Genomic DNA, 16,151 nt, shown 5'->3' with positions numbered 1-16,151 from the left:
CCATATCATAAGGTTAATCTATTTGTGATTTACAATTAATTTTTATTTAAAGGCATAACCTGTTTTTTAATAGACCAATGTTATTTAAGTGGTAACCAGGTCATGCAAAGTAAAAAATGGATTCTTTTTTCTGCTAAAGTGATTATATGGGATATCCCTGCCATGATGGCGGGGTCATTTACAGCTGCAAATGCCTCGCCGCAGGTTTTTGAATCATGTCAGGGAAACTACGTAACCAGTAGTTGCCAGGCCAGCAGGCAAAGCCTTTCAGGCATTACGCAGGGCTGGAGCGTCGCTGATGGACAATGGCTGGTTTTTTCGGATATGACAAATAGCGCCAGCGGCGGAGCAGTATTTTTGCAACAGGGGGCGGGACTTTTACTATCGCCAGAAAATGAAAGCGGTATGACCTTGTTTGCGAATAATACCGTAAATGGCGAATATAATAATGGTGGGGCAATATTTGCCAAAGAAAACTCAACGCTGAATCTTGATAATGTTATTTTTGTGGGTAACGTAGCTGGAGGGTATGGCGGTGCTATCTATTCTTCTGGCACCAACGACTCCGGTGCGATAGATATACGCGTCACTAATACCGTGTTCAGCCAAAATATCGCCAATGACGGCAAAGGTGGTGCAATTTATACTATCAATAATGACGTCTATTTAAGTGATGATATTTTTGATAATAACCAGGCATATACATCAACAAGTTACAGTGATGGCGATGGTGGTGCAATCGATGTCACCGATAATAATAGCGATATTACTCATCCCTCAGGTTTTACAATAATAAACAATACTTCATTTACAAATAACTCAGCGGAAGGTTATGGCGGGGCAATTTATACCAATAGCGTGACCACCCCCTATCTTATTGATATTTCAGTTGATGCCAGTTTCAGCCAGAACGATGGCGTTTTAGTGGATGAGAACAACAGCGCAGCAGGTTATGGCGATGCACCTTCTCCCGCGGCGGGCGGCTTTATGTATGTCAATTCAAGCCTGGTAAGGTTTGATATCGCAGCCAATAAAACCCTGGTTATCGGTGACGTAAGTAACGATGGTGCGATCGATTCCATTGCCGGAACCGGGAGTATCAGCAAAACCGGTGCAGGCGAACTGGTACTCAACGCGGATAATAATAATTTTACCGGCGAGATGCGGATCGAAAACGGTGAAGTGACGCTGGGGCGTAGCAATTCGCTGATGAATGTCGGCGATGACCGTTGCCAGAGTAATGCGCAAAATTGCTATGGCCTGATGGTCGGCAGTATCAGCCATCGGCATGACCAGGCGGAATTGAACGTTGGTGCTACACAGCAGACTTTTGTTCACTCACTGACGGGGTTTCAGAATGGCACCTTAAATATTGATGCTGGGGGTAACGCTATCGTTAATGCAGGCAGTTTTAGCGGAACCATCGAAGGAGAAGGGCAACTCACTATTGCTGAAAACGGCAGCTATGTGCTGGCGGGGGCGCAGTCGATGGCGCTGACCGGCGATATTGTGGTGGAAGATGGCGCAATCCTCTCGCTGGCGGGTAACGCCACGGACCTTGCGGAGATGCAGGACGATCCGCAGTCAATCGTGTTAAACGGCGGCGTATTGGATCTCTCCGATTTCACTACCTGGCAGAGCGGTACGTCAGAGAATGATGGTCTGGAAATCAGTGGCAGTGGCGGTACGGTGATTGGTCAGCAGGATGTTGTCGATCTCTACGGCGGCGACGATCTGCATATTGGCGATGACGGGAATAATGGTGTTTATGTGGTGGTGGATGCAGGTGACGGGCAGGTCAGCCTGGCAAATGACAATCAATACCTCGGCACAACACAAATCGCCTCCGGTACGCTTCTGGTGAGCAACAATTCTCAGCTTGGTGATACCTACTATAACCGCCAGGTTATCTTTACTGGTAATCAACAAGATAGCACGATGGAGATTACCGCCGACGTTGACACGCGCTCAGAGGCGGCAGGCCACGGACGAGATATCGAAATGCGCGCCGATGGTGAAGTGATGGTCGATGCGGGCGTGGATAGTGAGTGGGGGGCTCTGATGGCTGACGGCAGCGGGCAGCATCAGGATGTGGGCAGCACATTTACTAAAACAGGCGCAGGTACGCTGGAACTGACCGCCAGCGGTACGACGCAGTCGGCGGTGAGAGTAGAAGAAGGCATGCTGCAAGGCGATGCTGCGAATATCTTTCCTGATGCTTCTTCGCTGTGGGTTGGTGACGGAGCAACGTTCGAGACTGGCGCGGATCAGGATATTCGCTCTGTTGATGTGACTTCCAGCGGTACTATCGATATCAGCGATGGCACCGTTTTGCGCCTGACCAGTCAGGATACTTCCGCCGCACTGGATGCCTCGCTGTTTAACGGCGACGGTACGCTGGTGAATGCCACCGATGGCGTAATGTTGACAGGTGAGCTTAATACCAACCTGGAAACCGACAGCCTGACTTATCTTCCAGACGTGACGGTCGATGGCGATCTCACTAATACTTCCGGAACGGTCAGCCTGCAAAATGGCGTCGCTGGCGACACACTGACGGTGAATGGCAATTACAGCGGAGGTGGAACACTACTTCTCGACAGTGAATTAGATGGCGATGATTCCATAAGCGATCTGCTGGTGCTTAACGGCAATACATCCGGCAATACCACGGTAGTGATTAACCCGATTACTGGCATTGGCCAGCCGACATCTACAGGGATAAAAGTGGTTGATTTCGCTGCCGATCCTACGCAATTCCAGAACAATGCCCAGTTTAGTCTGGCGGGTAGTGGCTACGTCAATATGGGCGCTTACGACTATACGTTGGTGGAAGATGATAATGACTGGTATCTGCGTTCGCAAAAAGTCACTCCGACGCCACAGCCTGATCCGGAGCCAACTCCCGATCCCACGCCCGATCCAGACCCTACACCGGATCCGATACCCGCTTACCAGCCTGTGCTGAATGCCAAAGTTGGGGGATATCTTAATAACCTGCGGGCGGCAAATCAGGCATTTGTGATGGGGCGGCGCGATCACGCTGGTGGTGATGGTCAGACACTGCATTTGCGTGTTGTCGGCGGACGTTATCATTACACCGCCGCGGGGCAGCTGGCGGAGCACGAAGACACTTCTACAGTGCAACTCAGCGGTAATCTGTTTAGTGGGCGATGGGGCGATGATGGCGAGTGGATGCTTGGGGCCGTAGGTGGCTACAGCGATAACCAGGGCGACACCCGCTCAAACGTGACCGGAACCCGCGCTGATAACCAGAACCACGGTTATGCCGTTGGGTTGACCACAAGCTGGTTTCAGCGCGGTAGCCAAAAACAAGGGGCATGGCTGGATAGCTGGTTGCAGTACGCCTGGTTTACGAATGAAGTTAGCGAACAAAGCGACGGAGCGGATCATTACCACTCATCAGGGATCGTTGCTTCGCTGGAAGCAGGGTATCAGTGGTTGCCGGGGCGTGGTGTGGTAATTGAACCGCAGGCGCAAGTGATTTATCAGGGGGTGCAGCAAAGTGATTTTACTGCTGCTAACCGTGCACGGGTATCACAATCGCAGGATGATGATATTCAGATGCGACTTGGATTACACAGCGAATGGCATACTGCGCTTCATATCACGCCAACGTTGGATTTGAATTATTATCACGATCCGCATTCGGCGGAAATTGAAGAAGATGGTAGCCAAATCAGCGACGATGCGGCGAAGCAGCGTGGTGAAATAAAAGTGGGGATCACAGGCAATATTAGTCAGCGAGTTTCCCTGCGCGGCAGCGTGGCGTGGCAGAAAGGATGCGATGATTTTGCCCAGACGACCGGGTTTTTGTCGATGACGGTGAAATGGTAATTGCTGTCCGCCCGGCACGATTGCCGGATGCGGCGTAAACGCCTTATCCGGCCTACGGGGTATTTGTAGGCCTGATAAGATGCGACAAGCGTCGCATCAGGCATTGGCACGATTGCCGGATATATCCGGCCAACAACCTCACTTATTCTGCGTGTGCAGCATATAGTTCACATCAACGCCGGGGCCGAGCTTAAAGGAGTTAGTGATCGGGTTATAATGCAGCCCAGTGATATGCCGCTCTTTTAGACTGGTCTGATCCACCCAGCCCAGCAATTCTGCTGGTTTAATAAACTTTTTCACGTCATGCGTGCCTTTAGGCACCATGCGCAAAATATATTCTGCACCGACCACCGCCATCAGCCACGATTTGCCATTACGATTAAGTGTGGAGAAAAAGACATCGCCACCCGGTTTTACCAGTTGTGCGCAGGCTCTGACTACTGACTGCGGATCGGGAACATGCTCCAGCATCTCCATGCAGGTCACCACATCATACTGTCCGGCATATTTTGCCGCGTGTTCTTCAACAGTTTCCTGTACGTACTCTACCTGAATGCCGCTTTCCAGGGCGTGAAGCTTTGCCACCTGCAATGGCTCAAAGCCCATATCCAGACCGGTCACCGTCGCACCTTCTCGTGCCATACTCTCGGCCAGAATACCGCCGCCGCAACCAACATCGAGCACCTTTTTGCCAAACAATCCGCCAGCACGCTCGGCAATATAGCCCAGACGCAGCGGGTTAATGCGGTGCAGTGGTTTGAACTCGCCTTCCAGATCCCACCAGCGGGAGGCGACGGCTTCAAATTTAGCGATCTCTTCGTGGTCTACGTTATGGTTTACCGGCGATTTTTCGGCATTCATTGGCACTTCTACTCCGTAATTGGCAAGGCAATCGAGTATATCAGGCATTGGATGTGAATAAAGCGTATTGGTTTACCTCAATCTGCGCGGCTGTGTTATAATTTGCGACCTTTGAATCCGGGATACAGTAGAGGGATAGCGGTTAGATGAGCGACCTTGCGAGAGAAATTACACCGGTCAACATTGAGGAAGAGCTGAAGAGCTCCTATCTGGATTATGCGATGTCGGTCATTGTTGGCCGTGCGCTGCCAGATGTCCGAGATGGCCTGAAGCCGGTACACCGTCGCGTACTTTACGCCATGAACGTACTAGGCAATGACTGGAACAAAGCCTATAAAAAATCTGCCCGTGTCGTTGGTGACGTAATCGGTAAATACCATCCCCATGGTGACTCGGCGGTCTATGACACGATCGTCCGTATGGCGCAGCCATTTTCGCTGCGTTACATGCTGGTAGACGGTCAGGGTAACTTCGGTTCTATCGACGGCGACTCTGCGGCGGCAATGCGTTATACGGAAATCCGTCTGGCGAAAATTGCCCATGAACTGATGGCCGATCTCGAAAAAGAGACGGTCGATTTCGTTGATAACTATGACGGTACGGAAAAAATTCCGGACGTCATGCCGACCAAAATTCCTAACCTGCTGGTGAACGGTTCTTCCGGTATCGCCGTAGGTATGGCAACCAACATCCCGCCACACAACCTGACGGAAGTCATCAACGGTTGTCTGGCGTATATCGATGATGAAGACATCAGCATTGAAGGGCTGATGGAACACATCCCGGGGCCGGACTTCCCAACGGCGGCAATCATTAACGGTCGTCGCGGTATTGAAGAAGCTTACCGTACCGGTCGCGGCAAGGTGTATATCCGCGCTCGTGCCGAAGTGGAAGTTGACGCCAAAACCGGGCGTGAAACCATTATCGTCCACGAAATTCCGTATCAGGTGAACAAAGCGCGCCTGATTGAGAAGATTGCGGAACTGGTAAAAGAAAAACGCGTGGAAGGCATCAGCGCGCTGCGTGACGAGTCTGACAAAGACGGTATGCGCATCGTGATTGAAGTTAAACGCGATGCGGTCGGTGAAGTGGTGCTCAACAACCTCTACTCCCAGACCCAGCTGCAGGTTTCTTTCGGTATCAACATGGTTGCATTGCACCATGGTCAGCCGAAGATCATGAACCTGAAAGACATTATCGCTGCGTTTGTCCGTCACCGTCGCGAAGTGGTGACCCGTCGTACCATTTTCGAACTGCGTAAAGCCCGCGATCGTGCTCATATCCTTGAAGCATTAGCCGTAGCACTGGCGAACATAGACCCGATCATTGAACTGATCCGTCATGCGCCGACGCCTGCAGAAGCGAAAACCGCGCTGGTTGCTAATCCGTGGCAGCTGGGCAACGTTGCCGCGATGCTGGAGCGTGCGGGTGACGATGCTGCGCGTCCGGAATGGCTGGAGCCAGAGTTCGGCGTGCGTGACGGTCTGTACTACCTGACCGAACAGCAAGCTCAGGCAATTCTGGATCTGCGTTTGCAGAAACTGACCGGCCTTGAGCACGAAAAACTGCTCGATGAATACAAAGAGTTGCTGGATCAGATCGCGGAACTGCTGCGTATTCTGGGTAGCGCCGATCGTCTGATGGAAGTGATCCGCGAAGAGCTGGAACTGGTTCGTGAGCAGTTCGGTGACAAACGTCGTACTGAAATCACGGCTAACAGCGCAGACATCAACCTGGAAGATCTGATCACCCAGGAAGATGTGGTCGTCACGCTCTCTCACCAGGGTTACGTGAAGTACCAGCCGCTTTCTGAATACGAAGCGCAGCGTCGTGGCGGGAAAGGCAAATCTGCCGCACGTATTAAAGAAGAAGACTTTATTGACCGACTGCTGGTGGCGAACACTCACGATCATATCCTGTGCTTCTCCAGCCGTGGTCGCGTCTATTCGATGAAGGTCTACCAGTTGCCGGAAGCTTCTCGTGGTGCACGTGGTCGTCCGATCGTCAACCTGCTGCCGCTGGAGCAAGACGAACGTATCACCGCCATCCTGCCAGTGACTGAGTTTGAAGAAGGCGTGAAAGTCTTCATGGCGACCGCTAACGGTACGGTGAAGAAAACCGTCCTCACCGAATTCAACCGTCTGCGTACCGCCGGTAAAGTGGCGATCAAACTGGTTGAAGGCGATGAACTGATCGGCGTTGATCTGACCAGCGGTGAAGACGAAGTGATGCTGTTCTCCGCAGAAGGTAAGGTGGTGCGCTTTAAAGAGTCTTCTGTCCGCGCAATGGGCTGCAACACCACAGGTGTTCGCGGTATCCGTTTAGGCGAAGGCGATAAAGTTGTATCACTGATCGTACCGCGTGGCGATGGCGCAATCCTCACTGCTACGCAAAACGGTTACGGTAAACGTACTGCGGTGGCGGAATACCCAACTAAGTCGCGTGCGACGAAAGGGGTTATCTCCATCAAAGTCACCGAACGTAACGGTTTAGTGGTTGGCGCGGTGCAGGTAGATGACTGCGATCAGATCATGATGATCACCGATGCCGGTACGCTGGTACGTACTCGCGTTTCGGAAATCAGCATCGTGGGCCGTAACACCCAGGGCGTGATCCTCATCCGTACTTCGGAAGATGAAAACGTGGTGGGTCTGCAACGTGTTGCTGAACCGGTTGACGAGGAAGATCTGGATACCATCGACGGCAGTGCTGCGGAAGGGGACGATGAAATCGCTCCGGAAGTGGACGTTGACGACGAGCCAGAAGAAGAATAATTTCATCGCTTCATGACAGAAGGGAGTAAACATCCCTTCTTCGAAATGAAAAGTCCAGGCTGCAGAGTCTGGGCTTTTGTCGTATTAGGGCGCGCTAAAGGGCGGGTTCGTTCGTCAAAAATGACGGTTATACACAAGGAATGTGGCAATGAGCGGTGAAAAAAAGGCAAAAGACTGGCGATTTTATGGCCTTGTAGGTGTCAGTGTTGTTGCGCTCCTTTCCGCGGGCGTCTGGGCACTGCAATACACTGGCCGCGGTCCAGAAAAAACGTTGTCGCCGCTGGTGGTGCACAATAATTTGCAAATCGATCTCAATGAGCCGGACCTTTTTATCGACAGCGACTCTCTAAGCCAGCTTCCCAAAGATCTCCTTACCATTCCTTTTCTCCACGATGTTCTGAGCGAAGATTTCGTTTTCTATTATCAGAACCATGCTGACCGTCTGGGCATTGAAGGCAGTATTCGCCGCATTGTGTACGAACATGATTTAACGCTGAAAGATAAACTCTTTGCCTCACTCTTAGACCAGCCCGCGCAGGCGGCATTGTGGCACGATAAACAAGGCCATCTTTCACATTATATGGTGCTTATCCAGCGTAGTGGCTTGAGCAAGCTACTGGAGCCATTGCTGTTTGCCGCTACCAGCGACAGCCAGTTAAGCAAGACGGAAATCAGTAGCATCAAGCTAAATAATGAAACCATCCCTGTTTATCAGTTGCGCTATAACGGCAATAACACCCTGATGTTCGCGACTTATCAGGACAAGATGGTGGTCTTTTCCAGCACGGATATGCTGTTTAAAGATGACCAGCAGGATACCGAAGCCACGGCGATCGCAAGTGATTTGTTGAGCGGTAAAAAACGCTGGCAGGCCAGCTTTGGCCTGGAAGAGCGTTTACAATCCTCCGCCGAAAAAACGCTCGTCCGTCAGCGCATTGTTGTCAGCGCAAATTTGCTGGGCTTTGGCTACCAGCGATTAATGCCTTCTTTTGCTGGCGTACGCTTCGAAATGGGCAACGACGGCTGGCACAGTTTTCTGGCGTTAAATGATGAATCCGCAAGCGTAGATGCCAGTTTCGATTTTACGCCGGTATGGAACAGTATGCCTGCTGGTGCCAGCTTTTGCGTGGCGGTGCCGTATTCGCACGGTATTGCTGAAGAGATGCTTTCGCACATCAGCCAGGAAAACGTCAAGTTGAATGGGGCATTAGATGGCGCAGCTGGGCTGTGCTGGTATGAAGACTCAAAACTGCAAACCCCACTGTTTGTCGGTCAGTTTGATGGCACTGCCGAACAGGCGCAATTGCCAGGAAAACTGTTTACCCAAAATATTGGCGCTCGTGAAAGCAAAGCGCCAGAAGGCGTATTACCGGTAACTCAAACTCAGCAGGGCAATGCGCAAATCTGGCGTCGCGAAGTCAGTTCCCGATACGGGCAGTATCCAAAAGCGCAGGCGGTGCAACCGGATCAATTAATGTCGGATTATTTTTTCCGTGTGTCGCTGGCCATGCAGAACAAAACGCTGCTTTTCTCTCTCGATGATTCGCTGGTTAATAACGCGCTGCAAGCATTGAATAAAACCCGCCCGGCAATGGTGGATGTGATACCCACTGATGGCGTCGTTCCGGTCTATATCAATCCACAAGGCGTGGCGAAACTGCTGCGTAACGAAACGCTGACCAGTCTGCCGAAGAACCTCGAACCGGTTTTTTATAACGCCGCGCAAACTTTATTAATGCCGAAACTGGACGCTTTATCGCAACAGCCTCGTTATGTGATGAAACTGGACCAGATGAAACCGGGCGCCGCCTGGCAATGGTTACCAATCAACTGGCAGTCATTATGAGGCGTGGACTGCTGGCACTGATTTGCTGGCTGTGTTGTTTTGTTGCTCATAGCGAAATGCTGAATGTCGAACAATCGGGACTCTTTCGTGCCTGGTTTGTGCGCATTGCGCAGGAACAGCTACGCCAGGGGCCAAGTCCACGTTGGTATCAGCAAGATTGCGCTGGCCTGGTGCGCTTTGCAGCGAACGAGGCGCTGAAAGTTCACGACAGCAAATGGCTAAAAAGTAACGGCATAGCAAGTCAGTATTTGCCGCCTGAAATGACGTTAACACCTGAACAGCGTCAACTGGCGCAAAACTGGAATCAGGGGAACGGGAAAAACGGCCCCTATGTGACCGCGATTAATTTGATTCAGTACAACAGCCATTTTATTGGCCAGGACATAAACCAGGCGCTGCCTGGCGATATGATTTTTTTTGATCAGGGCGATGCCCAGCACTTAATGGTCTGGATGGGGCGTTACGTCATCTACCACACCGGAAGCGCCACGAAAACTGACAACGGAATGCGCGCAGTCAGTCTGCAACAACTTATGACATGGAAGGACACCCGATGGATACCAAACGATTCCAATCCCAATTTCATTGGCATTTATCGTTTAAATTTTCTGGCGCAATAGCGGCCTGCCTGTGCCTGTCTCTTGTGGGGACGGGACTTGCTAATGCTGACGATTCGCTTCCTTCCAGCAATTATGCGCCGCCAGCCGGGGGAACGTTCTTTTTGCTTGCTGACAGCAGTTTTAGCAGCAGCGAAGAGGCGAAAGTGCGGCTGGAAGCGCCGGGTCGCGATTATCAACGTTATCAGATGGAAGAGTACGGCGGCGTGGATGTTCGCCTGTATCGTATTCCTGATCCGATGGCATTTCTGCGTCAGCAGAAAAATTTGCACCGCATTGTGGTACAACCGCAGTATCTGGGCGACGGTCTGAACAATACGCTAACCTGGCTGTGGGATAACTGGTACGGAAAATCTCGCCGTGTAATGCAGCGTTCTTTCTCTTATCAGTCACGGCAGAATGTGACCCAGGCATTACCGGAATTGCAGCTCGGCAATGCCATCATCAAACCTTCCCGTTATGTACAAAACAGCCAGTTTTCACCGCTGAAGAAATATCCACTGGTGGAACAGTTCCGTTATCCACTATGGCAGGCAAAACCGGTTGAACCGCAGCAAGGCGTAAGACTGGAAGGCGCATCCAGTAACTTCATCTCGCCGCAGCCTGGCAACATCTATATTCCTCTCGGCAAACAAGAGCCGGGGCTATATCTCGTCGAAGCGATGGTGGGCGGTTATCGGGCAACAACGGTGGTGTTTGTCTCCAATACCGTTGCGTTGAGTAAAGTGTCGGGTAACGAGCTTCTGGTGTGGACCGCTGGCAAAAAGCAGGGGGAAGCGAAGCCGGGATCAGAAATTCTGTGGACTGACGGTCTTGGCGTGATGACCCGAGGCGTCACCAATGACAGCGGCACCTTGCAGTTACAACATATATCGCCTGAACGTTCATATATTCTGGGTAAAGATGCTGAAGGCGGCGTTTTTGTCTCCGAGAACTTCTTCTACGAAAGCGAAATCTACAACACCCGCTTGTATATCTTTACCGATCGCCCTCTATACCGCGCAGGCGACCGTGTTGATGTCAAAGTGATGGGTCGCGAGTTTCACGACCCGCTGCATTCATCCCCCATCGTCAGTGCTCCGGCGAAACTCTCGGTGCTGGACGCCAACGGCAGCCTGTTGCAAACCATCGATGTCACGCTTGATGCGCGTAATGGCGGGCAGGGGAGTTTCCGCTTGCCAGAGAATGCCGTCGCCGGGGGCTATGAGTTACGCCTGGCTTACCGCAAGCAGGTCTATAGCAGCAGTTTTCGCGTGGCAAACTACATCAAACCCCATTTCGAGATTGGTTTAGCTCTCGACAAAAAAGATTTCAAAACTGGCGAAGCGGTAAGCGGCAAACTACAACTGCTCTACCCGGATGGCGAGCCGGTAAAAAATGCCCGCGTGCAGTTAAGTTTGCGTGCCCAACAACTTTCGATGGTCGGTAACGATTTGCGCTATGCCGGGCGTTTCCCGGTGTCGCTTGAAGGCAGTGAAACGGTTTCAGACGCCAGCGGTCATGTGGCGTTAAATCTTCCCGCAGCAGATAAACCGAGCCGCTATTTACTGACTGTCTCCGCCAGCGACGGCGCGGCATATCGTGTCACCACAACCAAAGAGATCCTCATTGAACGTGGCCTGGCGCATTACTCTCTAAGCACCGCCGCACAATACAGTAATAGCGGTGAGTCGGTTGTTTTCCGTTATGCCGCGCTGGAATCTTCAAAGCAGGTTCCTGTTAAGTATGAGTGGTTACGTCTGGAAGACCGAACAAGCCACAGCGGAGATCTGCCGTCTGGTGGCAAATCCTTCACCGTTAATTTCGATAAACCAGGTGACTACAATCTGACGTTACGCGATAAAGACGGCTTAATTCTCGCAGGGTTAAGCCATGCGGTCAGTGGTAAGGGCAGCATGGCGCATGCTGGTACGGTAGATATTGTGGCAGATAAAACGCTGTACCAGCCTGGTGAAACTGCGAAGATGCTGATTACCTTCCCGGAGCCAATTGATGAAGCATTATTGACGCTGGAGCGCGATCGCGTGGAACAGCAGTCGCTGCTATCGCATCCGGCAAACTGGCTGACGTTACAACGTTTAAACGATACCCAGTATGAAGCCAGCGTTCCGGTGAGCAATTCCTTTGCGCCCAACATCACTTTTTCGGTGCTGTATACCCGTAACGGGCAGTACAGTTTTCAGAACGCGGGGATCAAAGTCGCCGTTCCCCAGTTAGATATTCGGGTGAAAACGGATAAAACCCATTACCAGCCGGGCGAACTGGTCAATGTCGAATTAACCTCGTCGCTGAAGGGCAAACCGGTTTCCGCGCAGTTAACGGTTGGCGTTGTCGATGAAATGATCTACGCGCTGCAACCGGAAATCGCGCCGAATATCGGCAAATTTTTCTATCCACTGGGGCGTAACAATGTGCGCACCAGTTCCAGTTTGTCATTTATCAGCTACGACCAGGCGCTCTCCAGCGAGCCTGTTGCGCCTGGCGCGACTAACCGCAGCGAGCGACGAGTGAAAATGCTGGAACGTCCACGGCGTGAAGAAGTTGATACCGCGGCATGGATACCGTCGCTCACCACGGATAAACAAGGCAAAGCGTACTTTACGTTCCTGATGCCGGATTCGTTAACGCGCTGGCGCATTACCGCTCGAGGGATGAACGGCGACGGACTGGTCGGTCAGGGGCGCGCTTATTTGCGCTCGGAAAAAAATCTTTACATGAAGTGGAGTATGCCAACGGTCTATCGCCTTGGCGACAAACCAGCGGCAGGGCTGTTTATCTTCAGTCAGCAGGATAACGAACCGGTAGAGCTGGTGAGTAAATTTGCGGGCGACGAGATGCGCCAGACGCTGACGCTGCATAAAGGGGCGAACTATATTTCGCTGACGCAGAACATTCAGCAATCTGGCTTGTTAAGCGCAGAACTGCAACAAAATGGGCAAGTACAAGACAGCATTAGCACAAAACTGTCTTTTGTTGATAACACCTGGCCCGTTGAACAGCAGAAAAACGTCATGCTCGGCGGTGGAGATAACGCACTCATGTTGCCCGAGCAGGCGCGCGACATCCGGATACAAAGTAGCGAAACGCCGCAGGAGATTTTCCGCAATAACCTCGACGCATTAGTTGATGAGCCGTGGGGGGGCGTGATCAACACGGGTAGTCGTCTGATCCCCCTGAGCCTCGCCTGGCGTGCGCTTGCCGATCATCAGAGTGCTGCCGCAAACGACATTCGCCAGATGATACAGGATAACCGTCTGCGGCTGATGCAACTGGCGGGGCCTGGCGCGCGCTTTACCTGGTGGGGTGAAGATGGCAACGGCGACGCGTTCCTGACGGCATGGGCATGGTACGCCGACTGGCAGGCCAGTCAGGCGCTCGGCGTAACGCAACAACCTGAATACTGGCAGCATATGCTCGACAGTTACGCGGAGCAGGCGGACAACATGCCGTTACTGCATCGGGCGCTGGTGCTGGCGTGGGCGCAGGAGATGAATCTGCCGTGCAAAACATTGTTGAAAGGGTTGGATGAAACTATCGCCCGGCGCGGAACGAAAACTGAAGATGTCTCTCAGGAAGACACCAGCGATATCAATGACAGCTTGATTCTCGATACGCCGGAATCTCCACTGGCTGATGCAGTGGCAAACGTCTTAACCATGACGATGCTGAAAAAAGCGCAGTTGAAGTCCACTGTCATGTCACAGGTCCAGCAATATGCCTGGGATAAAGCGGCAAACAGCAACCAACCGCTGGCGCACACGGTTGTGCTGCTCAATAGCGGTGGCGACACTACCCAGGCGGCAGCCATTTTAAGCGGTTTAACCGCTCAACAATCCAGTATCGAGCGTGCACTGACCATGAACTGGCTGGCGAAATATATGGCGACGACGCCTCCGGTTGTGTTGCCAGCACCGACGGGCGCATGGTCTAAACGGAAGGTTACCGGAGGAGGCGAATACTGGCGTTGGATTGGTCAGGGCGTGCCGGAAATTCTCTCTTTTGGTGACGAATTACCGCCGCAAAACGTGCAGGTCCGCTGGCGAGAACCGGCAAAAACGGCTCAACAAAGTAATATTCCGGTGACTGTTGAACGCCAGTTGTATCGGTTGATCCCATGTGATGAAGAGATGAGCTTTACTCTGCAGCCGGTGACCCGCAATGAGATTGACAGCGATGCGCTGTATCTCGATGAAATCACTCTTACTAACGAGCAGGATGCGCCGCTGCGCTACGGTCAGGTAGAAGTACCGCTGCCGCCGGGAGCCGATGTTGAGCGGACAACGTGGGGAATATCAGTCAATAAACCTAACGCCGGGAAACAGCAGGGGCAATTGCTGGAAAAAGCGCGTAATGAAATGGGCGAACTGGCTTATATGGTGCCGGTGAAAGAACTGACGGGAACGGTCACTTTCCGCCATTTGCTGCGCTTCTCGCAAAAAGGGCAATTCGTTCTACCGCCCGCTCGCTATGTGCGTTCCTATGCGCCTTCACAGCAAAGCGTTGCGGCAGGTAGCGAATGGACCGGGATGCAGGTGAAATAAGTGAACTGGCGCAGAATCGTCTGGCTATTGGCGTTGGTTACTCTGCCAACGGTTGCACAGGAGACGCCGTTACAACTGGCGCTGCGGGGGGCGCAGCACGATCAACTGTATCAGCTGTCGTCATCAGGCGTGACAAATGTCTCGACGTTACCTGACTCGCTCACCACACCGTTAGGGAGTTTATGGAAGCTGTATGTTTACGCCTGGCTGGAGGATACCCATCAACCGGAGCAGCCATACCAGTGTCGCGGCAACTCCCCGGAAGAGGTTTATTGTTGTCAGGCAGGGGAGAGCATAACGCGCGATACCGCACTGGTGCGCTCCTGTGGACTCTATTTTGCGCCGCAGCGGTTGCATATTAGCGCGGATGTATGGGGGCAATACTGGCAACAGCGTCAGGCTCCGGCGTGGTTAGCCTCTCTTTCTACGCTGAAACCCGAAACGTCGGTAACCGTTACGTCGCTGCTTGATTCATTAGCGACTTTACCCGCGCAAAACAAAGCTCAGGAAGTCTTACTGGATGTGGTGCTGGACGATGCGAAAATCGGTGTCACGTCTATGCTCGGTAGTCGAGTGCGGGTGAAAACCTGGAGTTGGTTTGCCGATGATAAACAGGAAATTCGCCAGGGCGGTTTTGCCGGATGGTTAACCGATGGCACGCCTCTGTGGGTTTCAGGTGGCGGCACCAGTAAAACGGTACTGACTCGTTATGCGACGGTACTTAATCAGGTTTTGCCTGTGCCGACGCAAGTTGCCAGCGGGCAATGTGTACTGGTGGATCTGTTTGCTCGTTATCCGGTGAAGAAAGTCACTGCGGAAAAGAGCACGACGGCAGTAAAACCAGGTGTGCTCAATGGGCGCTATCGTGTGACGTTCGCCAATGGTAACCACATTACGTTTGTTAGTCATGGTGAGACGACGCTACTGATGGAGAAGGGCAAACTGAAATTACAGTCGCATCTCGATCGTGAAGAGTATGTTGCCAGAGTTCTGGATCGCGAGGCGAAAAGTACGCCTCCTGAAGCTGCGAAAGCCATGACCGTGGCGATTCGCACGTTTTTACAGCAAAACGCCGACCGGGAAGGCGATTGCCTGACCATTCCGGACAGTAGTGCCACTCAGCGTGTTTCTGCTTCGCCAGCCACCACGGGCGCGCGGACGATGACCGCCTGGACGCAGGATCTCATTTACGCGGGCGATCCGGTTCATTATCACGGCAGCCGTGCTGCCGAAGGCACGCTATCCTGGCGTAAAGCCACTACCCAGGCGGGGCAAGGTGAACGTTACGACCAGATACTCGCCTTTGCCTATCCCGATAACAGCCTTAGCCGCTGGGGAGCACCACGCTCCACTTGCCAGATTCTGCCAAAAGCGAAAGCCTGGCTGGCGAAAAAAATGCCCCAGTGGCGACGCGTGTTACAAGGCGAGACGGGTTACAACGAACCAGATGTGTTTGCGGTTTGCCGTTTAGTCTCGGGGTTCCCCTTTACCGATCGGCAGCAAAAACGACTATTTATTCGTAATTTCTTTACGCTTCAGGATCGGCTTGATTTAACCCATGAGTATCTGCACCTGGCCTTTGATGGTTATCCCACCGGGCTTGATGAGAACTATATCGAAACGCTGACCCGACAATTATTAATGGACTAATGCT

The 16,151-nt window shown here is 52.3% G+C and carries 7 protein-coding genes; 6 read left to right on the top strand and 1 reads right to left on the bottom strand.

Translation table 11 applies throughout. The features are described 5' to 3' along the window. The first annotated feature begins 102 nt into the window (after positions 1 to 102). Positions 103 to 3,858 carry an AIDA-I family autotransporter adhesin YfaL/EhaC gene (yfaL, locus tag H9644_RS10255; protein WP_191774431.1) on the top strand — a complete coding sequence of 1,252 codons (3,756 nt, stop codon included), beginning with the start codon at positions 103 to 105 and terminating at the stop codon, positions 3,856 to 3,858. A 138-nt stretch (positions 3,859 to 3,996) separates the two neighbouring features. On the opposite strand, the gene ubiG is transcribed toward yfaL, so the two are convergent. Then, positions 3,997 to 4,719, bottom strand: coding sequence for a bifunctional 2-polyprenyl-6-hydroxyphenol methylase/3-demethylubiquinol 3-O-methyltransferase UbiG (gene ubiG, locus H9644_RS10250; protein WP_191774561.1), 723 nt, complete (start codon positions 4,717 to 4,719; stop codon positions 3,997 to 3,999). A gap of 146 nt (positions 4,720 to 4,865) precedes the next feature. Between ubiG and gyrA the strand changes: the two genes are divergently transcribed. The 5 genes from gyrA to H9644_RS10225 all read left to right on the top strand — a co-directional run bounded on the left by gyrA (position 4,866) and on the right by H9644_RS10225 (position 16,147). Beyond that, the gene (gyrA, locus tag H9644_RS10245; RefSeq protein WP_064526726.1) at positions 4,866 to 7,493 is read left to right on the top strand and encodes a DNA topoisomerase (ATP-hydrolyzing) subunit A; all 2,628 of its coding nucleotides are present in this window, start codon (positions 4,866 to 4,868) and stop codon (positions 7,491 to 7,493) included. Between the two features lie 148 nt (positions 7,494 to 7,641). Beyond that, complete coding sequence (locus tag H9644_RS10240) at positions 7,642 to 9,339, top strand: DUF2138 domain-containing protein (RefSeq protein WP_064526728.1); 1,698 nt, start codon at positions 7,642 to 7,644, stop codon at positions 9,337 to 9,339. Next, positions 9,336 to 9,959 (top strand): DUF1175 domain-containing protein, encoded by a 624-nt coding sequence (locus H9644_RS10235; protein ID WP_064526730.1) that lies wholly within the window; start codon positions 9,336 to 9,338, stop codon positions 9,957 to 9,959. The genes H9644_RS10240 and H9644_RS10235 overlap by 4 nt, the downstream gene beginning before the upstream one ends. Positions 9,960 to 9,982: 23 nt before the next feature. After that, positions 9,983 to 14,497: an alpha-2-macroglobulin family protein gene (locus tag H9644_RS10230; RefSeq protein WP_191774559.1), complete on the top strand. Its 4,515-nt coding sequence runs from the start codon at positions 9,983 to 9,985 to the stop codon at positions 14,495 to 14,497. Beyond that, the gene (locus H9644_RS10225) at positions 14,498 to 16,147 is read left to right on the top strand and encodes a YfaQ family protein (protein WP_191774429.1); all 1,650 of its coding nucleotides are present in this window, start codon (positions 14,498 to 14,500) and stop codon (positions 16,145 to 16,147) included. Positions 16,148 to 16,151: the final 4 nt, after the last annotated feature.

The sequence above is a fragment of the Escherichia whittamii genome, from assembly GCF_014836715.1.
In the GTDB taxonomy this organism is placed as follows: domain Bacteria; phylum Pseudomonadota; class Gammaproteobacteria; order Enterobacterales; family Enterobacteriaceae; genus Escherichia; species Escherichia whittamii.
This window is presented reverse-complemented; position numbering and strand designations above follow the sequence as displayed.

What these genes read in the sequence shown, in the direction of transcription:
- gyrA (WP_064526726.1), top strand. Translation starts at nt 4,866, where the DNA reads ATGAGCGACCTTGCGAGAGAAATTACACCGGTCAACATTGAGGAAGAG.
- H9644_RS10240 (WP_064526728.1), top strand. Translation starts at nt 7,642, where the DNA reads ATGAGCGGTGAAAAAAAGGCAAAAGACTGGCGATTTTATGGCCTTGTA.
- yfaL (WP_191774431.1), top strand. Translation starts at nt 103, where the DNA reads ATGCAAAGTAAAAAATGGATTCTTTTTTCTGCTAAAGTGATTATATGG.
- ubiG (WP_191774561.1), bottom strand. Translation starts at nt 4,719, where the DNA reads ATGAATGCCGAAAAATCGCCGGTAAACCATAACGTAGACCACGAAGAG.
- H9644_RS10235 (WP_064526730.1), top strand. Translation starts at nt 9,336, where the DNA reads ATGAGGCGTGGACTGCTGGCACTGATTTGCTGGCTGTGTTGTTTTGTT.